This is a genomic window from Haloarcula sp. NS06, assembly GCF_051122755.1.
Lineage (GTDB): Archaea > Halobacteriota > Halobacteria > Halobacteriales > Haloarculaceae > Haloarcula.
Map to the genome: position 1 here is coordinate 3,028,155 of NZ_CP184844.1, position 21,801 is coordinate 3,049,955.

The window sequence follows — 21,801 nt, forward strand, 5'->3', positions numbered from 1 at the left end:
TCATAAATAAGAATTTTGGGCGATTTCAAACAGGTAGCGACAGCTGTATCCCATACGGCCGGCCGAAAACGCTTTTGAGTGCTCCCATCGAACCGTCAGTCGATGTCTCTCGAAGATCATGCCGAGGAGCTCGCCTCCGACCTCGGCGTTGACAAAGAGGAGGTCACACGCGACCTGGAAAACCTCGTGAACTACTCCGTCCCGATGGACGAGGCCAAGCAGAGCCTCAGACGGAAGTACGGTGATGGCGGCTCGGGCGGCGACAGCACGCCGTCAAGCAAGGCCATCAACGAGGTGTCGACCGACGACTCAAACGTGACAGTCACCGCCGTGGTGCTCACGTCGGGTCGCCGGTCCATCCAGTACAACGGGGAACAGCACGTCATCCGCGAGGGCGAACTCGCCGACGAAACGGGCAAGATATCCTACACGGCATGGGACGGATTCTCTGGTGACCTCCAGCCCGGCCAGACCGTCCGGCTCGGCAACGCCGGCGTCCGCGAATGGGACGGCCAGCCGGAACTCAATCTGGGCGATAGCACCAACCCCGAGGTCGTCGACGAAACACTCGACATCGACTACGAGGTTGGCGGCCGCGCCGCGCTACAGGACCTCGCACCGGGTGACCGCGGCATCACTGTCGAGGTGCAGGTGCTGGAATGCGAACAGAAGGTCATCGACGGCCGCGACGGCGAGACAACGATTCTCAGCGGCGTCGTCGGCGACGAGAGCGGCCGGCTCCCGTTCACCGACTGGGAGCCCCATGACGAAATCGAGGAAGGGGCGTCCGTGCGCCTCGACGAGACGTTCGTCCGTGAGTTCCGTGGCGCGCCATCGGTGAACGTCTCCGAGTTCTCGGCAGTGACCGCGCTGGACCGCACGGTCGATGTCACCGAAGACGCACCCCGGTTGTCGATCCGCGAGGCCGTCGAGAGCGGTGGCCTGTTCGACGTGGAACTGGCCGGCAACGTCATCGAGGTGCGGGACGGCTCCGGCCTCATCGAGCGCTGTCCGGAGTGTGGCCGCGTCATTCAGAACGGCCAGTGTCGCTCCCACGGCGCGGTCGACGGCGAGGACGACCTGCGGACGAAGGCCATCCTCGACGACGGAACTGACACCGTCACCGCAGTGCTTGATAATAAACTCACCGCCCGCGTGTACGGTGGCGACCTCGATGATGCCCGCGAGCACGCCCGCGATGCGATGGATAAAGAGGTCGTTGCCGAGCGCATCAGCGACCGTATCGTCGGCCGCGAGTACGTCGTCCGCGGGTCGCTGTCGGTCGACGAGTACGGCGCGAACCTCACTGCCTCGACCTTTGCCGAGGCTGACGACGACCCGGCGACGCGTGCGCAGGCCCTTCTACAGGAGGCAGACACATGAGCGAGTCCGGAGATAGCGGCCCCGGCCGCCGAGAGGTCGCCCATCGGCTGTTCGCCGCGGAGTTCGACGACGCCGACTTCTCGTACTCCGAGTCCGATGAGGAACGCGCGCCGAACTACGTCGTCACGCCGACCGGCGCGCGGGTCAACCGCCTGTTCCTCGTCGGCGTCCTCACCGAACTCGAACAGGTCAACGACGACGTGTTGCGCGCTCGCGTCGTGGACCCGACCGGCCCGTTCGTCATCTACGCCGGCCAGTACCAGCCCGACGAACTGGCCTTCCTCGAAGCCGCCGACCCGCCGATGTTCGTCGCCGTCACGGGCAAGGCCCGCACCTTCCAGCCCGACGACAGCGACCGGGTGTTCACCTCGGTTCGACCCGAGAGTATCAGCGAAGTCGACGCGGACACGCGGGACCGCTGGGTCGTCCAGGCCGCCGAGCAAACCGTCTCGCGAATCGGGCAGATGGCCAGTGCGAAACAGGCTGATCTGGCGGGCGACGAACTCCGCCTTGCGTTGCTCGACCGGGGCATCGACGAAAGCGCCGCGGCCGGTATCACGCTCGCGCTGGACCACTACGGCACGACCGGCGACTACCTCGATGCACTCCGGACGACAGCGCTCGGCGCCGCTCGTGTCGTCGCCGGCGACACGGACGAGGCAGAAGGGCTGTCGCTGTCACCGGGCGACGGGACTGATGACCCGATTCCGCTGCTTGCCTCCCTCGAGCTCGATACTTCCGTTTCCACGCCTGAGACGGCGACAGAAGCGGGAGGGGGAGACACGACAGCCGACGAACTGGCTGCGGAGTCGGGCGCCGACGAGCCAGCAACGGAGACAGCGACTGACGAACCGGTGGCTGAGCCGACAGGAATGGACACGGCTGTAGACGAGTCGGCAACAGCGCCGGCGACCGAGGACGCTGCCACCGACGAGACGACAGACGTTGCAGAGTCGTCGCCGTCAGCAGCGGAACCCGAGACCATCGATACTGGGCCCGAAGACGTCGACACCGAGTCCGAAGCCGTCGATACCGAGTCCGAAACGTCGACAATGGCTGCGTCTGAGAGTGAGTCGGAATCAGCATCTGGCACTGGCGCCGGTGCGAGCGCCGAAACGGCAGAGAGCGATTCCGACGCCACCGCTACTGAGCCAGAACCGACCACGTCGACGGCCCCAGACAGCGACACAACGGCGGCGGACGCGGACGACGACCTCGGCGGCTTTGACACCGAGTTCGAACTGGACGAGGACGAACGCGAGGAGATCGAGCAGGAGTACGGCACTGACTTCCAGAGCGGGACGGAAGTGGATGAGCCCGGCGAGGCTGACATCGAGACGCCAGACCACGAAGAACTGGCCGACGTGGCCGAGGAGGGCGCGCCCGCAGACGCCGCCGACGCCGAGCCCGCACCCGGTTCGCCCGGTGCACCGGCCGGCAACGAGTCCACCGAGCCAGACGCTGACGCGGCCACAAGCGACGCACCCGCCGAGACGCCCGAAACAGCGACCGGCGCCGGAGCCGACGAGACCACGCCCGACGAGTCGGCGAGCGAGGACGCGCCCGCCGAGGACGTGGACCTCGAAGACGCCGTCATGGCGGTCATGGATGACCTCGACGACGGCAGTGGGGCCGACCGCGAGGAACTCCGCGCAACGGTCGTGAGCCGCCACGGCGCGGACGCCGACGCCGTCGAGGACGCCATCCAAGACGCGTTGATGGGCGGGCGCTGCTACGAGCCCGAGGACGGCAAGCTCACACCCATCTGACGCGCCGAGCCGCGGTCCTTTTCTCCCCTGCGACCCAACGGAGCGCAGATGCGTGTCGAACCGCTTCCCGGCGTTCCAGCGGCCACAGTCGACACCGACGGAGAGCGACTGCTGGCGGTGGCCGATTATCACGCCGGCATCGAAGCGGGACTCAGGTACGAGGGGGTCGAACTCCAGTCAGCCGCTGAGGACCGCCGAGAGCGATTACTGGCATGTCTTGACCGTGCCCGCGCCGACCGGCTGGTTGTCATCGGCGACCTAGGCCACGCCATCGGCGACCCGTTCGACGACGAGCAGGCGGAACTCGAAACGCTGTTCGACGCTCTTGACGTGCCCGTGACGCTGGTGAAAGGGAATCATGACGGCGGGCTGGAGCCGGTTCTGTCTGATCTCGACGCCGATGTCGAGGTGACGCCGGGACACGGAACCCGTATCGGTTCGGTCGGGTTCGCCCACGGCCACACCTGGCCTGAACCGGACGTACTCGAAGCGGATGTCGTCTGTGTCGGCCACGAACACCCGGTTGTCCGGCTGGAGGACAACGTCGGCGGGGCCCAGAAGGAGCGGGCCTGGCTCCGCGGCTCGCTGGTGACTGAGCCCTTTTCTGAGCAGTTCGACCAGGCAGTCGAGAGCGCGCCGGATGTCGTCGTCTTCCCGGCGTTTAACGACCGCTCCGGGGGAACGTGGGTCAACGTCGACGGTCAGGAGCTCCTCGCCCCGTTCCTGCCCGAGGGCATGGCGGATACCGAAGCGTTCCTGCTCGATGGCACGCGATTAGGGGCCTACCGGCAGGTCTGAGCCGGCTGGCTGCACCCGCCTATGCTTCCGAGAGCGCCGCTTCGAGTTCCTCGACCAGTTCGGTGTTACCGAGGAACGTCGGCGTCCGGTCGTGGATACCGTCCGGTTCAACGTCGAGTAAGGACTGTGAACCGTCGCTAGAGGCCCCGCCGGCCGCCTCGACGAGATACGCGAGCGGCGCTGATTCGAAGTGGACTCTAAGCTTGCCGTTTGGATACCCTGACGTCACCGGATACCCGAATAGACCGCCGTATTCAAGCACCTGTGCCAGGTCGGCGACGGTCGCGCCGCCGTAGCGGAGTTTCAACTCTCGCTCGAAAGACTGGGCAATCTCGTTGAACTCGTCGCTGCGCTCGCCGGTCTTGCCCGCTAACCCAACGACTGTGGCCTCCGCCGGCAGTTCGAACTGACCCCAGCGCTCGCTGTGCCCATCCCGGAGGAGGTGCTCCTGAACGACATCGCGGTCGGACCGGGCGATTGTCAGCGTCGTATATGGGCCATATAATACCATCAGCGACGCGACCATTTCCCGGCCTGGCGCGGGGAGTTCGGCGTCGTAAACTCCGATTATCGTTCCCACGGAGTTGTTCGAGGCGAGGTTCGAAGAGCCATCGAGCGGGTCGATAGCGACGCTGTAGCCGTCACCGCAGTCGACCACGTCGCTCCGCTCCTCGCTTGCGTACGCCCCGATGCCGTCGATGTACGCGAGCGCGTCGAAAAACAGGTCGTCGGCCCACACGTCGCCACCGACCTGTTGCTCCCCGCTCGGGTTCTCGCCGGCGGCTCTGTTGGCGTAGTTCGCCAGATTCCCGCTAACGTAGTGGGCCGTGTCCTTCACCGCCCGTTCGATCTCGTCGAGCGTGTTCACAGGCCATCACCGGTCGCAGTTGCACAGGCGTCAGTCATGGTTCCACATATCCCAGGGCAACGACATAAGGCTGTACCCGTCGCTCCCCCGCAACACCCGCAGTGCCCTAGTTACCGACAGGGGACGAGAGAATGTGACACAACGTGTTTAACCCGGTGTAGTCGCTAGAGAGGGGCGATGACTGACGGGGTCGCTCGCGGCGATGACGCCTTCACTGCGCTCGGGCCGGCCGTCCGCAGTGCGCTTTCAGAGCGCGGCTTCACGACGCCAACCGACCCACAACGAAAGGCCATTCCGACTTTAGCTGACGGGCGGGACGCGCTAGTCGTTGCCCCGACCGGAACCGGGAAAACTGAAACGGCGATGTTGCCGGTCTTCGACGCGCTGGCTGAATCCGAGGACCGTTTTGGCATCGGCGCACTGTATATCACTCCGCTCCGTGCGCTGAACCGCGACATGCGCCAGCGCCTCGACTGGTGGGGCGAGACGCTTGGCCTCGAAGTGGACGTTCGCCACGGCGACACGACTGACTACCAGCGCCAGAAGCAGGCTAACGACCCGCCGGACGTGCTGGTGACTACACCGGAAACGCTACAGGCGATGCTCACCGGGTCGAAGCTCCGGACAGCGCTAGAGGATGTCGAGCATATCGTTATCGACGAGGTCCACGAACTCGCTGCGGCCAAGCGCGGCGCGCAGTTGACGGTCGGTCTGGAGCGACTCCGGGAGCTGTCCGGGCGGTTCCAGCGAATCGGCCTCTCGGCGACTGTCGGCGATCCACACGAAGTCGGTCGGTTTCTTACCGGCGGCCGGACGTGTGCCATCGTAGAAGTGGACATCGGCAGTCGGCTGGACATCGAGGTGGTTCGACCTCAGATCACCGACCGCGACGAGAAACTGTCGAGCACGCTCGTCACCGACGCCGGAACGGCCAGTCACGTCCGCTACATTGCCGACCTCATCGACGACCACGAGTCCGTGCTGCTGTTCGTCAACACCCGTCAGACTGCCGAGGCACTGGGCTCGCGGTTCAAAGAGCTGGGAACCGACCTTGGCGTCCATCACGGCTCACTGTCGAAGGAGGCCCGCATCGACGTGGAGGACCGCTTCAAGGCCGGCGACCTCGATGCGCTGCTGTGTACGTCCTCGATGGAGCTGGGTATCGACGTGGGGCACGTCGACCACGTCGTCCAGTACGGCAGCCCCCGGCAGGTGTCCCGTCTGGTCCAGCGTGTCGGCCGTGCCGGCCACCGCCGGGACCTCGTCTCCTCGGGGACGGTCGTGACGACTGACACCGACGACACGCTGGAGGCGCTGGCGATTGCGAGACAGGCCGAAGGCGGTGATGTCGAACCGGCTGAAATCCACGACGGGAGCCTTGACACAGTTGCCAACCAGATCGCCGGACTGGTGATGGACACCGGCGAAATCCGGGCGATGCGGGCCTTTGAGATACTGACCCGAGCGTACCCGTTCCAGGGTCTCGACGAGGATCAGTTCAAGCAGGTCATTGAGGAACTCGCGTCGAACAACGTCATCTGGCTGGACGAGGACCGGGACACCTTAGAGAAGCGCCGCGGGACCTGGCAGTACTTCTATCAGAACCTCTCGATGATCCCCGACGAGGCCACCTACGACGTGGAAGATGTCGCCTCGGGCCAGCAGGTCGGAACCCTCGATGAGAAGTTCGTCGTCAATTTCGCCACGCCCGGCGAGGTGTTCGTCCAGCGTGGAGAGATGTGGCGCATCACGAATATCGACGAGGAAGACGAAATCGTGACTGTCTCACCCATCGAGGACCCCGCTGGCGAAGTTCCCTCATGGGTCGGACAGGAGATCCCAGTGCCAAGAGCCGTCGCCGCTGAGGTCGGCGAACTCCGTCGCGTGGCTGGTCGGCAACTTCAGGACGGCGCGAACACCGACGCCGTCGCCAGAGACGTGGCGACTCGCTACGCCGCTGGACCGGAAACCGTCGCAGACGGTCTCTCACAGGTCGAAAAACACGAAGGACCGATTCCGGATGATACGACCATTCTGGTGGAGTTCCACGGCCGGGAAGTCGTCGTCAACGCCTGCTACGGCCACAAAATCAACGAGACGCTGGGGCGGGTCCTCTCGGCGCTGCTCGGCCAGCGGGCAGGGTCGTCAGTCGCGATGGATGTCGACCCGTACCGGATTACACTAGAGGTCCCGCGCCGGATCACCGCCGGCGATGTCATCGAAGTCATCGAGGACACTGACCCCGACCACCTCCCGGCGCTGATCGAACTCAGTCTGAAAAACGCCGACGCGCTGAAGTTCAAACTCGCGCAGGTAGCGACAAAGTTCGGCTCGCTCAAGCGCTGGCGCGGTCGCGGGTCGACGGACTTCGGCCGCGACCGTCTACTTGCTGCTCTGGAGGACACGCCGATGTACGACGAAGCCCTGCGCGAGGTGCGCCACGAAGACCTCGCTATCGAGGCAACGGCTGACCTCCTGCGGGATATCCAGAGTGGGGACGTGGCTCTCGAAACAGTGGGCGAGCACACGCCAATCGGGACCGGCGGTAGCTCCTCCGGGCGGGAACTCCTCTCCCCGGAGAACGCCGACGCGAGCGTCATCAAGACTGTCAAGGAGCGCATCCAGAGCGACCGCGTTATCCTCATGTGTCTGCACTGCAAGGACTGGGACCGGAAACAGCAGGTCAAGCGGGTTCGGGAGCAGCCGTCGTGTCCGCAGTGTGGGTCCACCCGCATCGCCGCACTGAATCCCTGGGCTGAGGAAGTCGTCTCGGCCGTTCGGACCGACGACAAGGACGACGAGCAGGAGAAGATGACCGAACGGGCCTACCGCGCGGCCTCACTAGTCCAGAGCCACGGGAAGCGAGCAGTGGTCGCGCTGGCCGCCCGCGGTGTCGGACCACACAACGCCGCTCGCATCATCAACCGCCTGCGGGAGGACGAAGATGAGTTCTACCGAGACATCCTCCGGCAGGAACGGGAGTACGCACGGACGCAGTCGTTCTGGGGTTGAGGACAGGAGCGGACTGGGGCTTAGCACAGGAGTGCATGGCGACAGACTCAGCTCAATTCCTGAATCGCGTCCACGAGTCGTGGCTCGATAGCGTCAGAGTCAGGAGCGTCTATCGTGAGTTGCGTGTGTCGCTCGTCGGCATCGGTCATCTCCGAGAGTAGTCCGGCGCTGCGGTCGACCTCGATGTACACCGTAAGCTGGTCGTCGTCGAACACTGGGATAATCTCGACCTCGTCGACCTGATCGGAGAACTCGCCGCGCTGAGGCCGGAACTCGAACTCCTGCACAAAGCTCGCCGAAGTAGTGAACAGGCTCCCGGCTGTCGCCTCACAGGCCGAGGCGTGGCGCGAGAAGCCGAGCGAATCGAGCGCGTCGAACACTGCCTGCATGCGGTGTGTCGGTTCGACTTCGATATAATCCTCATCGCCGGGGTCAACCGCCATCGAGATATCGAGGCCGGTCTCGATTTCAACGGCCGTCGAGCGTGTGGTCACCGGCGTCTGTCGGGGAATATCGATAGTCGCCTCGAAACGTCGTTCCTCGCCGGCTTCGATAGTGAACGGCTCGGTGAGTTGCCACTGGTCGATGATAGCGTCTTTGTACCCCTCGTCGGACTTGTATTCAGTTTCCAGCGCGAAGTAGACCGCATCGATGTCTTGGTCTGTCGATCCGCCCTCAACGTGGACTTCGGCCCGGACGGATTCACCGGCTCTAACGGAATCTGTCGGCAGAACCGTGTCTACTGTAGCAGACCCGATACCAATTCTGGAGAGCACGTCTTTCATTGGTATTGTGCAATTCAACCGTCATGTGGTATAAAGTTCAGGGAGCGTCGGGGCGAACAAATTGTCTGTAAGCGGACACAGACACGTCTGCGTGTGGCGGCCGGTCAGCACAGTCCAGCACACAGGGCCGGCCATAGTGATCGGCAGCTGCAACGGATGTACACTCGATCAGGTATCAGGGGTATCCTGACCGAGTATGACCAGCCCCGCTGTGTTGTTATCCAGGTCAGTCAAAGAGTGAGCGCGGAACTCGTACGGCTGTTGCTGACCGCTGTCGAGGCGCAGGCTGGCCGTGACAGTAGTTCTGCCAGTACGGAGTGCGTCGTCAACCGCGTCAGTAATTGTCTCCCGCTCGTCGTCGGGAAACAGGTCAGTGATCGGCATTTCGACGGCTGTTTGGTCGGTATGCCCGGTAAGCTCGAGTGCGCGATGGTTACAGTGCTTGAGGCGACCATTTATATCCGTAACGAACAGCGGCTCATCGAGCGCATCAAGCGCTTGCTGAATGACGGCCCGTTCTTCACGTAACTTCTGCTCACGGGCGTGCCGTTCGGTGATATCGGTAAACGCGACGACGAGTTGCTCGACCTCACCGTCTCTGATGATCGGCGTGGTGTTGGCTTCATGAACGACCTCGCCAACTGGGTGAGTAAGTGTCACCGCGTAAGTAATTGTCTCGCGCATGGCGGCGCATTTCCGATACGCGCCGACGACCGCTCTGGCATTCTCGTAGCCGAGTGCCTCCTGTGGGGTCTTACCGATAAGTTCCGACTCTGCAAGTCCCGTAAACTCCAGAACACGTGAGTTACACCGCCGGAAGCGAAACCCCTCTTGTTCAACGTCGACAAGTAAGAGCCCATTCCGTGCGTTCTCGAAAACAGCGGCATACTCTTCTTTGGTCTCGCGCAGCTGTTTTTCTGAGTGATACCGAGTGACAGCGTTGTTAATGCGGTTGGCCAGTAGCTCGTACTGCTCAGTCCCGGATTGTTTCTGTAAGTAGTCAGTTGCGCCGGCAGAAATCGCATCGCTTGCGATCTCTTCGCTTCCCCGGCCAGTAAACAGGATGAATGGGAGTTTGGAGTGTTCCTCCCGGACGGCCTGTAGAAACTCAAGTCCGTCTATTCCGGGCATTTCAAAGTCGGACACAATGCAGTCAGGTGAGAGATCATCGAGCAACTGCAGCCCTTCTGTGGCGGTTGCGGCAGTCTCCACGTTGAACCGACTGTCCTTGCGTTCGAGTAGGTCGGCAGTCAGGCTAGCAAGCCCCTTGTCGTCATCAACGTGTAGAATGTCAACGCCCCCCATATGTCATGGTGGGCCTGTACGGGATTATTTCTTTCTATCACTCAGGTCACACTCAGTAGCCGGAACCCCACTGCAGCGACAGTGCATTTGGCCGCATGGGTCATGCTGCGCTGTGGTGCAGTATCAACTCCTTTGAGGGAGATATTATTTTTGTATGACATTATCCGGGTCACTCAAACCGTTCGGTGCGTAAAAGGGGATATGGCCGAGTGGCGTGACGCGTCTGACCCTGCCTGCCCGGAGTGTGGCGAGCCGCTGGAGCCCACAGCGATGGCCTGTCCACACTGTGACACATCGCTACTCACCGACGAACAGGCCAAAATGCTTGACGAGCGCCTGACCGAGACGCTGGAGTCGGTGGATTCCGGTACACCAACGTGGGCGGTGGCACTCACTGGACTCTCCCTCGGTATCGCCATTGCGCCGCTTGTGCTGTACGCCGTCGTCATCCTCGTCGGCGACCTCTCACTTCCCGTGGCCGTCGGCGTCCTGCTGACCGGCTGGCTCGGCCCAGCTGCGTATCTCTCGCGGCTTCGCAATCCCAGTGAGGTGCTTGCCCGCGGGCTATACCTCGTCGTCGCCGGCGTTGCCGTGGTCGTACTTGTGGTCGGCTACGAAGTCCTCCTGTCGGATGGCCCATCAGTCGTCTCCGAGCAGACTGCGCTTGTGTCGCTCGGTCTGGCGATTCCGGCGGCACTGGGAGCGCTCATCGCACGCCGTGCCGCCCGGCGAGCTGACCGGCAGGCCCGCGGGGAACCGGGGCCACTGCACGAACGCTTCGGTGTCGACGACGACGAGCCAGACAACTGAAAACGCCTAAGCGGGCCGCCGTTCTCCACCCGTGCATGCGACTGGAGGAGTACTGGGGCATCGGCCCAAAGACGTCCGAACTGCTCGCCGAGGAGTTGGGCGTCGAGCGGGCTATCGAGGCCATCGAGTCGGCGGATACACGAGCGCTAACTACGGCTGGCCTCTCCCGGGGGCGAGCGACGCGTATCCTCCGGCGGGCGACCGGAGCCGAGTCGATGGACCTGCTCGCCACCAGAGACACCCGCGACGTGTACAAGGAACTGCTCGACCTCGCCGAGGAGTACGCGGTCACGGCGGATGCGGCGGACAGCATCCGGGTGCTGACGCCGCTGCCGACCCGCGAGGCGATGGACGAGCGGCTGGACGACGTACTCGAAGCGCGGGACACATGGGCCGACCTCTCCGGCGCGGACCAGGGGGCCGTCCTCGATGCGTTTGAGGGATACGATGCTAGCGGGGGAGAACTGGCCGCGGTCGACGTGGCGCTCGCCCTCCGGGACACCGGCATCGAGAGCGGCGTGTTCGAACCGCTAGCGGCCATCGACGGGGAGTCACTGTCGGCTGGCCGGGCAGCACTCGCTGGCCTCGCGGGCGACGGCGACGCTGTCGGCGAAGGGGCTGACGATGAGCTCGACCGCCTGCGCGACCAGCTCGGACAAATCGAGGATCTCGCGGCGGCATCGATGGAGGTTGTCGAAGCTGTGCAGGAGGGTGCGCGGCGGCCCGACGAGTTTCAGGACGCGCTCGTCCGGCACGTCACGACCGAGACAGGCATCGACACTGCTCGAATCCGAGACGCGATGCCACGAGAGGCGACTGACGCGCGGGACTTCGTCGACGTGGCACTCCGGGAACTCCGGAGCACGCTACGGAGCGACCTTCAAGACCGCGAGCAGGCGGTCGCCGACCGGCTGGAAGACGACCTCGCGGACGCTCGTGGGGACATCGACGCCGCAGTCGAAGCGGTGGACGACATCGCGTTCTCCGTCTCGCTCGCCCGCTTTGCCATTGCCTTCGACCTGACAAGGCCCGAGTTTGTCGAGGACCGCAAGACGATTGCGGTGAAACAGGCCAGGAACCTCACCATCGCGGACGTGGAGAGCGTCCAGCCGGTCACCTACGCTATCGGCGACCACACGCTGGATTTGGACCGGGCGAACCAGCCGCCCAGCGGCGACCGGGTGGCTGTCCTGACTGGCGCAAACTCCGGCGGGAAGACGACCCTGCTGGAGACGCTGTGTCAGGTGCAACTGCTGGCCCAGATGGGGCTGCCGGTCCCCGCCGAGGCCGCAGAGGTGGGCATCGTCGACACCGTCGTCTTCCACCGGCGGCACGCGTCGTTCAACGCCGGCGTTCTCGAATCGACGCTGCGGTCGGTCGTGCCGCCGCTGACCGAGAGCGACCGGACGCTGATGCTCGTCGATGAGTTCGAGGCCATCACTGAACCCGGCTCCGCCGCCGACCTCCTCCACGGGCTCGTGACGCTGACTGTCGACCGCGACGCGCTTGGCGTGTTCGTCACCCACCTCGCGGACGACCTCGAACCGCTGCCTGTTGAGGCCCGAACCGACGGCATCTTCGCCGAAGGGCTGAATCAGGATCTCGAACTCCAGGTCGACTATCAGCCCCGGTTTGGCACTGTTGGCAGATCGACGCCAGAGTTCATCGTCTCCCGACTGGTCGCGAACTCGAACGACCCCGTTGAGCGCAGCGGCTTCGAGACGCTTGCCACAGCTGTCGGCGAAGAGGCGGTCCAGCGGACGCTTTCGGACGCGCTCTGGACCGACGAGTAGCGCAGTTACGACAGCGACCCAGCGACGACTTGTTCCTCCCCTTCGACTGCCTCGGCGACGTTTTCCAGAAGTTTTCGGACCTCTCGGCGGTTATACCAGCGGATGAGCGGCGCGAGGAGGAACTCCGGAAGCGGGCCGGGAACCTCGTAGTCGGCCGTGTACGTGAGCCGTGTGCCACCGTCCTCAGGTTCGAACCGCCAAGCGATCCGCCCCGTCAGGTCGCCGCGCATCTCGTAGACGATGCGCTCGGGCGGTTCGTAGGTCGTCGCGCGGACCTCGCCGGTGAAGGTGAGCCCGAACATCTCGTACTCGTAGGCGGCGCGGTTGCCACTGTTCGGTAGGCGTTCGATACGTTCGGCGCGAGACAGACTCGGCGTGACGGCCGCCTGGTTCGACGGCTCGTCCATGAACGCGAACACCGTCTCGACCGGCACATCAAGCCAGCGGTCGTCGGACGTATGGAACGTCATGCCTCGTGCTTCGCGCTTCAGTATCTTACAGTCTCGGCCACACGGTGACGGCAGACCAATCCGGGATCAGGAACGACTGCGACCGATCCCGGCGGCTACAGCCGCCGAGTGCGGCGTGACTGTGCTCGGCTCTTCGAGTCGCGTCGCCGCCTACCGATGACAGCGGCGAGGTATATCCCGTGCATACGTGTGGACTTCCCGGCAGGAATTGAACCAGCGCCGGGCGAGAGCCCGGGTCCGGTTGGGACATTCGGGAAGGCAGGGCGGAGTGGAGGGCTTCGCTTACGCGTCACCAGTCACGTCGACACGGTTGACTGCCATCACGCCGAACCCTGCTTGCAGGAGTTCGGTGCGGCCGTCCGCTGTGTTCCGATCGTCGTCGACCTGCAGCGTCAGCGACACGTCGGCGTCGACCCGGATATCCGTCCAGGTGGGTCGAACGCTAGTCACGCGGTCGACAGCCACGTCTTCGACGCCGTCGACGGCCGCGAGGACGCCGGCGACACCGGCTTCGAGGGTCTCGGACCCGCCACGCGGAACGCGCAGTGATACGTCGGCCGATACCTCGGTCGGGGGAGTCGCCTGCAGCGACATAACGCCGACAGCCGGAGTCGAACCGGGCCGAGAGGGCACTCGCCAATTGAGTCGCGTCGGTCGGGGACTGCGCGGGTGGCGGGCACGTACGTCCGGCCGGGAGCGGCCGGCGGATTCCCACACCGAGACGATGGGGAACCCAAAGGCTGGACAGCGAGAGAGTGTCACGATACAGTACAGGCTCAGGGGAGAGTGGCGACACACCGACAGACCACACTGGGCGGTGCAGGCCTCTCAGACGGAGCGGCCAAAGGGGGTAGAGCCCCGCCGCTCGACAGTGAGCCCGATCGAATCCCCGCCGCAGTGCGACGTCCGTGAGTGGGACGCCGGTCCCACGGCGGCGAACCAGTCTATGATGCCACGGGCGGAATCTTCACCGGACGGGTGTCCGCGGCGGCCCGTTCCCCGATAAGGGATGCATACCCGACCGTAGCGTCAAGGCTACGTTCGATGGCCGACCGCCCGCTGTACAGCCAGCGAGCGAACGACGTTGGCGCGGGAACGGGAATTGCGTAGGTCATGGGTCACCACGTCGGTGAAAGCGACGTATATGTGACCAGAACCGGTGATATATTAAATCTGTTTCAGACACGGTACCAAATAACAAACATTCAGCAGTCGCTGGCAAGACAGCAATCGACAGCCGGTGTCAGTCGGCCGCTGCTGGTTGCTGTGGCGTAGCCGGTCCATCGGCACTCGCCTCGCCGTGTGAGGCTGTGCCTGCCAGCGTCCGTGTGGAGTTCCCCACGACGAGCAGACTGCTAGCCGTCATCGCCAGGGCCGCAAACAGCGGGTTCAGGACGCCAAGCAGCGCGAGCGGGAGCGCCACGGCATTGTAACAGAACGCCCACGCGAGGTTCTGGCGGACCCGCGTACGGGTTGCGGCCGTCACTGAGAACACGTCGGGGACGGCCCGCAGGTCGTCCGTCGTTACGACCGCGTCTGCCGCATCGGCGGCCAGTGACGTGCCCGACGCCATGGCGATGCCAACGTCGGCGGCAGCCAGCGCCGGGGCGTCGTTGCTCCCGTCGCCGACCATTGCGACGGTCCCGCGAGATTGCAACCGCTCGACGACTTCGGCTTTCGCCTCGGGCGGTACCCCGGCGAACACCTCGTCGACGCCGTCGTGGCGCTTGAACGGGGTGGCGGCTTCGGGCCGGTCGCCGGTGATGACAACCACGTCGCGGTCGCGAGCGAGCGTCGAGACGACTGACTCCCAGTGCGAGCGGAGCCTGTCGCCCGCAACAAGTACGTCTCGCGCTTCGCCGTCCCAGCCGACCAGCGCCGGGACACGCCCGTTCTCGGTCGCGCGTTCACACCGGCTTCGGAGGTTGGCAGGCACGTCGAACCCGAGGTCGTCGAACAGTGCTTGCGTCCCAACAACGACGTGGTCACCGTCAACCGTCGCACTGACGCCCTGACCCGGATGTTGCTCGAACCCGGAGACATCCACGTCCGGGACCGGGACGGCGTCCGTCACGGCCTCGGCGACGGGATGCTCCGCGAACTGCTCGACTGCGGCCGCCCGGGCCATCGCTCCCTCGTCGGCCCGCTCCAGCAGTTCCATCTCGCCGGTCGTCAGTGTGCCCGTCTTGTCGAAGGCGACCACGTCCGCGTCGGTCGCCGTCTCGAATACCGCGTCACCGGTGACGACGGTTCCGCCGTCGAGCGCCCGACGGATTCCGGCCGCGGTTGCAAGCGGCGTCGCCAGCCCCAGCGCACAGGGACAGGAGACCACGAGCACCGCCAGCCCGGTCAACATCGCGTCCGTCAGTCTTGCGCCAGCGACGAGGTGTCCGCCGGTGGCGAGTACAGCCAGAACGACCACCAGTGGAACGAAGACGGCAGCGATGCGGTCGACCAGCCGCTGAACGCCGCCGCGCGTGCTCTGGACCTCCCACAGCAGGTTCGTTAACCGGTCGACAGTGCTCTCGGCGTCCGGCCCGACTCGCACGACGATGCCGCCCTGCGTCACCAGCGACCCCCCGATAACCTCGTTGCCGTCGGTCTTCCTGACGGCCAGCGACTCGCCGGTGACGAGTGACTCATCGACAGCAGCAGTCCCCTCAAGTACAGTCCCGTCGACGGGGATTCGCTCGCCGGAGCGGACGACGACATCGTCGCCGGCCGACAGTGCCCCCACGTCGACCTCTTCATGACCACCGTCGGTGCGTCGCCGAGCGCTATCGGCCCGCTGTGTCGTGAACTCCGTGAGGCGGTCCAGCGCGCGTCGCCGGACCCGGTCCTGATAGTAGTCGCCGACCGAGACGGCCATGACGATGACCGTCGCCACGTCGAAGTACACCTCTGTATGTCCCAAGATGACAGCGACGACGCTGTAGAGGAAGGCTGTCACAGCAGCCATCGCCACCAGCAAATCCATGTTCGGCCGACCAGCCCGAAGGCTGACGTAGGCCCCGCGAAGCAACGGCCACCCGGTGTACCCGACCACAACACCGGTCATTACGGCCATGTTCCACAGCAGGTAGTCCCCTGCCTGCCCCGACGGGTCGAACAGCAACAGGGACGAATCGACGCCGAGATAGGCCGGGTAGAGAAAGAGGATGTACCACAGCATCGTCATCATCCCGAAGAAGCCGCCGACGATGAGACGCCCCTCAAGTTCGTACTCGTCATCGGTTTCCGTGGCCTGTAGGCTGGCGTCGTAGCCGGTGCCGGCCACTACCTCGGTGAGGTCTGACTCCGAGAGCGCATCGGAGTCGTAGGTGAGTTTCATCGTTCCCGTCGGGTAGCTGGCGGCCGCAGCGGCGACGCCTTCGTGGTCCGTGGCCCGCGCCTCAAGAAATGTCTCGCAGGTCGCACAGTGCATCCCGTCGACGGAAACAAAAGCCGTCTCACCGTCGGCGTCGTCTGGGTCGGGGCCAGTGTCGGCGGCGTCACGGGTCTCCGTCGCCGGGTCGTCGAGCGTCCGCGCGACTTCCAGACAGCCACGACAGCAGAACGTCCCCTCGACCCCGTCGTCGGTGACCGGCGCATCGACCGGCAGGTCACAGAGCGTACAGTGAGTCATGTCCAGGGCATCGGCAAGGGTGGTTTCGGGATAACGATACCGAACGCCGCCAGGCCGTTCGACAGCGGGACGAGCGCGAGCGCGATGAAAACAACTCCGAGCGCCCGGTGCAACGTTGCGCGATGGCTCGGCGACAGCGTGCCGAAGGCGGTCCCGTAGGCGAACACCAGCGGAAACGTCCCGAGACCGAGCGCGGCCAGCGAGAGGCCGCCGGTGAATGCGGAACCGGTCGCGAACGCGTAGAGGAACGCCGGGTAGAGCAGCGGACAGGGAAGCAGCCCGTGCATCGCGCCCAGCGCGATCATCCCCGGGCCGTCGACCCACCGGTCGACCTTAGCGACGAGCGATGCGGAAAGTCGCTGGAACAGGTCCCCAACCAGCGGTAGCGACCGAGCCACATCGACGGCGCGACCACGGGAGAGATACCCCAGCCCAACAGTGATGATAGCAAGGCCAACAAAAATCCCGACGGTCCCCCGGACAGCGGTCCCGAGGCGTGCCAGGCCGGCGACATCGTACAACACACTGCCGGCAGCGCCAAGCACGGTCCCGACGAACGCGTAGCTCAGCGTCCGGCCGGCGTTGAACAGCGCGTGTTGGCGTATCTCGTGGCCAGACACCGGGCCGCCATCGTCAAGTCTGTCGGCGTAGGTGGTGACTAGCGGTCCGCACATCCCGAGACAATGGACGCTCCCGACGAGCCCGAGCCCAACGAACGCTGCGAGGCCGGCCGTCTCACCGGAACTCAGCCCCGCCGTCCCAAACTGCATATCAGACGGGATTCGACTCTGTTGGTTTTGTCATCAGGAACAGACTGCCGGCGATGATGACGACGCTGAGCAGCGAAAGCGCGACGATGGAGCGGCCGGTTCCCTGCATATAGTACGCGACCGGCGCGAGTCCGAGCAGCGCCAGCAACGTTACGAGCCGAGGGCTTGACGCAGACATACATGGCCGTACGTTAGAGGGGTTATAAAAACGAGTGGGTCGTTCCTGACGACTGAAAACACCATCAGGGGTTTTTTTAGGTAATCTGCTATTCTCCCAGATATGGTACGGCACGAAGCTAGAAGCAGCCAGCTGCCAGATTCGCACGATGCGGTGGGGGTGCGACAATGGCGCTGAGTCGGCGACAGTTCGTCGGTGCCGCGGCCGGGACAGCGGCGCTGGCCGCGACCGGCACGGCGACAGCACAGGAGGAACCGGACTACGGCGGCTGGTTCGATGACGTTTCGAACTACGACGGGACCGCCGACAAGCGAGGCCAAGACACCGTTACGATCACCGTCGGCGCGCAGGGGAACAACGGCGCGTTCGCCTTCGACCCGCCCGCAGTAATGGTCAGCCCGGGCACAGAGGTCGTCTGGGAGTGGAGCGGCGAAGGCGGCGGCCACAACGTCGTCTCGGACGGTGACGGGCCGCTTGACTCCGGAAGCGCAGTTAGCGAAGCTGGAACGACCTACAGCCACACCTTCGAGTCAGAGGGGATGTTCAAGTACGTCTGCATCCCCCACGAAGCCCTCGGGATGAAAGGTGCAGTCGTCGTTCGGCCCGGTGGCTCCGGTGACGGCGGCTCCGGCGGGCAACAGCAGCAAGGCCCACCCGAGAACCCTGATTACGGCGGCTGGTTCGATAACGTCTCGAACTACGACGGGACGACCGTCGACAGGACCGACGCCGACAGCGTCGAAATCTCGGTCGGTGCACAGGGCAACAACGGCGCGTTCGCCTTCGACCCGCCCGCGGTTCGGGTGACACCCGGAACCGAAGTGACGTGGTCTTGGACCGGCGAAGGCGGCGGCCACAACGTCGTCTCGGACGGTGACGGCCCGCTTAACTCCGGTGACCCAGTCAGCGAAGCGGGGACCACCTACAGCCATACATTCGAAGAGATGGGCGTGTACAAGTACGTCTGCGCCCCCCACAAAACGCTCGGGATGAAGGGCGCTGTCGTTGTCGGTGGCCCGCTCGATGGCAGCGGAAGCGGCAGTGGGGGCGAAAGCGGACAGGAGGGTGGCGGTATCGAACTCTCGGGCCCGCAGTGGCTTCTCTCAGGCTCAGTCCTGCTGGCGTTCTTCTCGCCGCTGCTGTTTGCCGTCGCGATGCGACGCCGCCAGAACGGGCGGCCACCACAGACGGGTAAAGGTGGCGAACTGCGGCGGGCGACCGGCCCGGAGCCGGTTGAAGAGGCTGCAGAAACTGAACCGGCTGTCGAACTGGGCCACGACGAGTACGACCCGAAGGGAACGGCGGCGCTGGTCGCCTTCTACTTCGTGCTGATCGGCCTGCTGTGGGTGTTCATGTACTTCGTCGAGTTCCTCGGCCGTGTCTCGATAATCGGGTGATACCATGCAGGTTCATAGATTCGAAAAAGTCTGGCTCGGTGCAGCGATACTGCTCATCGTCGGTTTCATTGCGACCATCGCCTACGGATCGGTCGGCGTCGGTGTCGGGATGGTTGACGATTCGGGCGGGCAAATAAGTGCGCAAGCGGTACAGAACGGGAACACTGGCACCCAGTTTGACGACCCCGGTGTGGTTAAGACGGGCGACGATCAGTACACCGTGTACGTCGTCGCCCGACAGTTCCAGTTCGCTCCAGGGAGCGGGGACAATCCGATCCAGGTGCCCGCAGGGGCCAACGTAACGTTCAGGGTGACCAGTGCAGACGTGGTGCACGGCTTCTCCGTAGTCGAGACCAACATCAACACGATGGTCATTCCGGGACAGGTCTCAGAAGTCACGGCCCGGTTCAACGAGCCCGGTAGCTACGGTCTTATCTGTCACGAATACTGTGGGGCGGCCCATCACACGATGGGTGGCTCCGTCGAAGTCGTTCCGCCAGAGGAGTACGATATGCAACAGGAGAACATCGACCAGTCCGCAGCTGATGCACAGGCGCAGGAGGAGGCGGATCAGTAATGGTGTTCGTCGACTCCTATCCGAAAACGTCGAAACTCGTCCGGAGCGAGTTCATTGTGGCGTTTGTCGCCCTTGGGATCGGTGCGTTATTTGGCGTCATTCAGGCGCTCCATCGAACCGGCGTGTTCCGCGGATTCATCAGTTCTGCGGACTACTACACGATTCTGACGGGCCACGGCGTCTTGCTGGCGCTCGTATTTACGACGTTCTTCATCGCGGGGCTGTTCACATGGGCTGTCGCTAGCAGCCTCGAACGGGAGCTGCCACAGCGCATCGCCTGGTCAGCCTTCTGGATAATGCTCACGGGGACAGTGCTTGCGGCCGTGTCCATCATCGGCGGTCTCGTCGGTGCGCCGTCGATTCTGGGTCACGACCTCAAAGCGGATGTGTTGTTTACCTTCTACGCCCCGATGAAGGCACATCCGGCGTTCTACATCGGCGCCGCGCTCATCATCGTCGGCTCATGGGTCGCTGGCCTCGCGTACTTCAAGTCCCTGTGGGACTGGCGGTCTGAGAACCCGGACGAACGCATTCCCCTGCAGACGTTCATGGTCCTGACGACAATGCTGATGTGGTACGTCTCCACCATCGGCGTCGCCGTGGAGGTCGTCGCCTTCCTCATTCCGTGGTCGCTCGGGCTCATCCAGAACGTCGACCCGCTGCTGACGCGGACGCTGTTCTGGTACTTCGGCCACCCAGTCGTGTACTTCTGGCTTATGCCGGCGTACCTCGTCTGGTACACGATCCTGCCGAAGCTGGCGGGCGGGCGACTGTTCAGTGACCCGCTGGCTCGCGTGGTCTTCGTCGCCTTCCTGCTGCTCTCAACCCCGGTCGGCTTCCACCACCAGTACACCGACCCCGGTATTCCATCAGGGTACAAGTTCATCGCGATGACGAACACGATGTTCTTGCTGTTGCCCTCGCTGTTGACTGCGTTCACCGTGGTCGCCTCAGTTGAACACGGGGCTCGCCAGCGGGGTGCAAAGGGCTACCTCTCCTGGCTTCGGAATCTGCCGTGGGGCAAGCCGGCCTTTGCTGGCTGTATGCTCGCCGGCCTGATGTTCGCAGCGGGTGGGTTCTCCGGCATGATCAACGCCGGGATGAACATCAACTACCTCATCCACAACACCATCTGGGTGCCCGGCCACTTCCACCTCACCGTTGGGACTGCGTTCGCACTGACGGCGATGGCTATTAGCTACTGGCTGGTCCCACAGATCACCGGGAAGAAACTCCGACAGCGGAGCCTTGCTTCAGCTCAGCCGTATGTCTGGTTCGTGGGTATGGCAGTGATGTCGAACGCCATGCACCGGGCCGGCCTCGCCGGCATCCCACGACGGACTGCCGAACCGACGTACGACGAGTTCGCGTTCGAGGCCGTCGCCGGGACGGTCGGCGAGATGCGAATCCAGATTGCCATCGGCGGCTTCCTACTGTTCGTCGGCGCGGCGATGTTCCTCATCGTCATGGCCGACACCCTGCTCGCTCGCCGTGGTGGGACGATATCGGTCAACGGCAACATCCCGGAGCCGCTATCCGGCGCGGACCACAGCCCGCGTATTCTGGACAACTACAAGCTCTGGACGGCGATTGCACTGCTGCTCATCGCCATCGCTTACGGGCCGCCACTCGCCAGCATGGTCGCTGATGGCCTATTCGCGCCCGGTAGCCCACCGATCCCGGTCTAACACCACTTCACTACTCTCTCATCATGTTTGACGACATCGACGGTCCGGAGCAGAAAACGCTGCTACGACTCCTCATCATCGTTGGAATCGGCTTGCCGATCCTCATCGAGGTCGTTACCTTCGGGAGTATGATGGGGCATCACTTGATGGGGGACACCGGAGGTGAAGCAGTCCCTGAAACGCCGACAGCGGCAGAGGCCGGTGCCGGCGTCGGTGACCCGATTCTGGAATCCGCCAACGTCTCAGCCCGCATCGATGCGGCGTCTGTCGTCACCGCTGACGATGGGTGGCGGTTCACGCTCGCAGTGAACGTGACGAACACTGGGTCAGACCCCACAGCAGTTCGTCTTGACAGCGTTACCACCCGCAACGGAGAGACGGTTGCGGACACCGCAAGCACAGGACAGCTACCAGTGGGAGGAACTGACGACGTAACGCAGTCGTGGCTACTCCCGCCCGGCGAGCGCCCGGATACCGTCGCTGTAACGGTGTTCGTGTATCCAGACGGGGAGTCAGTGCAGTCGACACAGTATACCGTCGCGCTCGGTGACATCCCCGTTTCGAACCGCTGAC

Annotated in this window: 19 protein-coding genes; 10 read left to right on the forward strand and 9 right to left on the reverse strand. The window is 64.1% G+C overall.

What is annotated here, in order from left to right:
* The first annotated feature begins 102 nt into the window (after positions 1-102).
* From ACODNH_RS19390 to ACODNH_RS19400, 3 genes are read left to right on the forward strand one after another with little or no spacing between them, the layout of a single operon-like run.
* Positions 103-1,383 carry a Single-stranded DNA binding protein gene (locus tag ACODNH_RS19390; protein ID WP_306707252.1) on the forward strand — a complete coding sequence of 427 codons (1,281 nt, stop codon included), beginning with the start codon at positions 103-105 and terminating at the stop codon, positions 1,381-1,383.
* On the forward strand, positions 1,380-3,152 hold the full coding sequence (locus tag ACODNH_RS19395) for a hypothetical protein (protein ID WP_434530881.1): 1,773 nt from the start codon (positions 1,380-1,382) through the stop codon (positions 3,150-3,152). Before ACODNH_RS19390 ends, ACODNH_RS19395 begins: the two co-directional genes overlap by 4 nt.
* A 48-nt stretch (positions 3,153-3,200) precedes the next feature.
* Complete coding sequence (locus ACODNH_RS19400; protein ID WP_434530882.1) at positions 3,201-3,950, forward strand: metallophosphoesterase; 750 nt, start codon at positions 3,201-3,203, stop codon at positions 3,948-3,950.
* Between the two features lie 19 nt (positions 3,951-3,969).
* On the opposite strand, the gene ACODNH_RS19405 is transcribed toward ACODNH_RS19400, so the two are convergent.
* The gene (locus ACODNH_RS19405) at positions 3,970-4,818 is read right to left on the reverse strand and encodes a class 1 fructose-bisphosphatase (RefSeq protein ID WP_434530883.1); all 849 of its coding nucleotides are present in this window, start codon (positions 4,816-4,818) and stop codon (positions 3,970-3,972) included.
* A 177-nt stretch (positions 4,819-4,995) separates the two neighbouring features.
* On the opposite strand from ACODNH_RS19405, the gene ACODNH_RS19410 reads away from it, so the two are divergent.
* Positions 4,996-7,830 (forward strand): DEAD/DEAH box helicase, encoded by a 2,835-nt coding sequence (locus ACODNH_RS19410; protein WP_434530884.1) that lies wholly within the window; start codon positions 4,996-4,998, stop codon positions 7,828-7,830.
* A 47-nt stretch (positions 7,831-7,877) separates the two neighbouring features.
* On the opposite strand, the gene ACODNH_RS19415 is transcribed toward ACODNH_RS19410, so the two are convergent.
* Together ACODNH_RS19415 and ACODNH_RS19420 are read right to left on the reverse strand one after the other, a co-directional pair.
* Positions 7,878-8,615 carry a sporulation protein gene (locus ACODNH_RS19415; protein ID WP_434530885.1) on the reverse strand — a complete coding sequence of 246 codons (738 nt, stop codon included), beginning with the start codon at positions 8,613-8,615 and terminating at the stop codon, positions 7,878-7,880.
* A gap of 168 nt (positions 8,616-8,783) precedes the next feature.
* Entirely contained in the window at positions 8,784-9,920 is a 1,137-nt protein-coding gene (locus tag ACODNH_RS19420) for a PAS domain-containing protein (protein WP_434530886.1), read from the reverse strand.
* Between the two features lie 201 nt (positions 9,921-10,121).
* Here ACODNH_RS19420 and ACODNH_RS19425 point away from each other — a divergent pair, with 201 nt between their 5' ends.
* Positions 10,122-10,730, forward strand: coding sequence for a zinc ribbon domain-containing protein (locus tag ACODNH_RS19425; RefSeq protein ID WP_434530887.1), 609 nt, complete (start codon positions 10,122-10,124; stop codon positions 10,728-10,730).
* A 35-nt stretch (positions 10,731-10,765) separates the two neighbouring features.
* Positions 10,766-12,523: a MutS-related protein gene (locus ACODNH_RS19430; RefSeq protein WP_434530888.1), complete on the forward strand. Its 1,758-nt coding sequence runs from the start codon at positions 10,766-10,768 to the stop codon at positions 12,521-12,523.
* A gap of 5 nt (positions 12,524-12,528) precedes the next feature.
* Here ACODNH_RS19430 and ACODNH_RS19435 read toward each other — a convergent pair whose 3' ends face one another.
* The 6 genes from ACODNH_RS19435 to ACODNH_RS19460 form a co-directional block, all read right to left on the reverse strand.
* Complete coding sequence (locus tag ACODNH_RS19435; protein WP_434530889.1) at positions 12,529-12,993, reverse strand: SRPBCC family protein; 465 nt, start codon at positions 12,991-12,993, stop codon at positions 12,529-12,531.
* Between the two features lie 282 nt (positions 12,994-13,275).
* Complete coding sequence (locus tag ACODNH_RS19440; protein WP_306707272.1) at positions 13,276-13,587, reverse strand: hypothetical protein; 312 nt, start codon at positions 13,585-13,587, stop codon at positions 13,276-13,278.
* A 350-nt stretch (positions 13,588-13,937) separates the two neighbouring features.
* Positions 13,938-14,108, reverse strand: coding sequence for a hypothetical protein (locus tag ACODNH_RS19445; RefSeq protein WP_306707274.1), 171 nt, complete (start codon positions 14,106-14,108; stop codon positions 13,938-13,940).
* A 128-nt stretch (positions 14,109-14,236) separates the two neighbouring features.
* Positions 14,237-16,618 (reverse strand): heavy metal translocating P-type ATPase, encoded by a 2,382-nt coding sequence (locus tag ACODNH_RS19450; protein ID WP_434530890.1) that lies wholly within the window; start codon positions 16,616-16,618, stop codon positions 14,237-14,239.
* A complete protein-coding gene (locus tag ACODNH_RS19455; protein WP_434530891.1) occupies positions 16,615-17,388 on the reverse strand; it encodes a sulfite exporter TauE/SafE family protein in 774 nt (257 codons plus the stop codon). The genes ACODNH_RS19450 and ACODNH_RS19455 overlap by 4 nt, the downstream gene beginning before the upstream one ends.
* Before the next feature lies 1 nt (position 17,389).
* On the reverse strand, positions 17,390-17,566 hold the full coding sequence (locus tag ACODNH_RS19460) for a hypothetical protein (RefSeq protein WP_306707280.1): 177 nt from the start codon (positions 17,564-17,566) through the stop codon (positions 17,390-17,392).
* A gap of 167 nt (positions 17,567-17,733) precedes the next feature.
* Here ACODNH_RS19460 and ACODNH_RS19465 point away from each other — a divergent pair, with 167 nt between their 5' ends.
* From ACODNH_RS19465 to ACODNH_RS19480, 4 genes are read left to right on the forward strand one after another with little or no spacing between them, the layout of a single operon-like run.
* Complete coding sequence (locus ACODNH_RS19465) at positions 17,734-18,963, forward strand: halocyanin domain-containing protein (RefSeq protein ID WP_434530892.1); 1,230 nt, start codon at positions 17,734-17,736, stop codon at positions 18,961-18,963.
* Positions 18,964-18,967: 4 nt separating this feature from the next.
* Positions 18,968-19,540: a cytochrome c oxidase subunit II gene (locus tag ACODNH_RS19470; protein ID WP_434530893.1), complete on the forward strand. Its 573-nt coding sequence runs from the start codon at positions 18,968-18,970 to the stop codon at positions 19,538-19,540.
* On the forward strand, positions 19,540-21,228 hold the full coding sequence (locus ACODNH_RS19475) for a b(o/a)3-type cytochrome-c oxidase subunit 1 (RefSeq protein ID WP_434530894.1): 1,689 nt from the start codon (positions 19,540-19,542) through the stop codon (positions 21,226-21,228). Before ACODNH_RS19470 ends, ACODNH_RS19475 begins: the two co-directional genes overlap by 1 nt.
* Positions 21,229-21,251: 23 nt before the next feature.
* On the forward strand, positions 21,252-21,800 hold the full coding sequence (locus ACODNH_RS19480) for a hypothetical protein (RefSeq protein ID WP_434530895.1): 549 nt from the start codon (positions 21,252-21,254) through the stop codon (positions 21,798-21,800).
* Position 21,801: the final 1 nt, after the last annotated feature.

Excerpts from the sequence above, each read along its gene's own strand:
- ACODNH_RS19455 (WP_434530891.1), bottom strand. The coding sequence starts at position 17,388 with ATGCAGTTTGGGACGGCGGGGCTGAGTTCCGGTGAGACGGCCGGCCTC.
- ACODNH_RS19470 (WP_434530893.1), top strand. The coding sequence starts at position 18,968 with ATGCAGGTTCATAGATTCGAAAAAGTCTGGCTCGGTGCAGCGATACTG.
- ACODNH_RS19480 (WP_434530895.1), top strand. The coding sequence starts at position 21,252 with ATGTTTGACGACATCGACGGTCCGGAGCAGAAAACGCTGCTACGACTC.
- ACODNH_RS19410 (WP_434530884.1), top strand. The coding sequence starts at position 4,996 with ATGACTGACGGGGTCGCTCGCGGCGATGACGCCTTCACTGCGCTCGGG.
- ACODNH_RS19430 (WP_434530888.1), top strand. The coding sequence starts at position 10,766 with ATGCGACTGGAGGAGTACTGGGGCATCGGCCCAAAGACGTCCGAACTG.
- ACODNH_RS19435 (WP_434530889.1), bottom strand. The coding sequence starts at position 12,993 with ATGACGTTCCATACGTCCGACGACCGCTGGCTTGATGTGCCGGTCGAG.
- ACODNH_RS19390 (WP_306707252.1), top strand. The coding sequence starts at position 103 with ATGTCTCTCGAAGATCATGCCGAGGAGCTCGCCTCCGACCTCGGCGTT.
- ACODNH_RS19400 (WP_434530882.1), top strand. The coding sequence starts at position 3,201 with ATGCGTGTCGAACCGCTTCCCGGCGTTCCAGCGGCCACAGTCGACACC.
- ACODNH_RS19395 (WP_434530881.1), top strand. The coding sequence starts at position 1,380 with ATGAGCGAGTCCGGAGATAGCGGCCCCGGCCGCCGAGAGGTCGCCCAT.
- ACODNH_RS19445 (WP_306707274.1), bottom strand. The coding sequence starts at position 14,108 with ATGACCTACGCAATTCCCGTTCCCGCGCCAACGTCGTTCGCTCGCTGG.
- ACODNH_RS19425 (WP_434530887.1), top strand. The coding sequence starts at position 10,122 with ATGGCCGAGTGGCGTGACGCGTCTGACCCTGCCTGCCCGGAGTGTGGC.
- ACODNH_RS19465 (WP_434530892.1), top strand. The coding sequence starts at position 17,734 with ATGGCGCTGAGTCGGCGACAGTTCGTCGGTGCCGCGGCCGGGACAGCG.
- ACODNH_RS19415 (WP_434530885.1), bottom strand. The coding sequence starts at position 8,615 with ATGAAAGACGTGCTCTCCAGAATTGGTATCGGGTCTGCTACAGTAGAC.
- ACODNH_RS19440 (WP_306707272.1), bottom strand. The coding sequence starts at position 13,587 with ATGTCGCTGCAGGCGACTCCCCCGACCGAGGTATCGGCCGACGTATCA.
- ACODNH_RS19475 (WP_434530894.1), top strand. The coding sequence starts at position 19,540 with ATGGTGTTCGTCGACTCCTATCCGAAAACGTCGAAACTCGTCCGGAGC.
- ACODNH_RS19460 (WP_306707280.1), bottom strand. The coding sequence starts at position 17,566 with ATGTCTGCGTCAAGCCCTCGGCTCGTAACGTTGCTGGCGCTGCTCGGA.
- ACODNH_RS19420 (WP_434530886.1), bottom strand. The coding sequence starts at position 9,920 with ATGGGGGGCGTTGACATTCTACACGTTGATGACGACAAGGGGCTTGCT.
- ACODNH_RS19450 (WP_434530890.1), bottom strand. The coding sequence starts at position 16,618 with ATGACTCACTGTACGCTCTGTGACCTGCCGGTCGATGCGCCGGTCACC.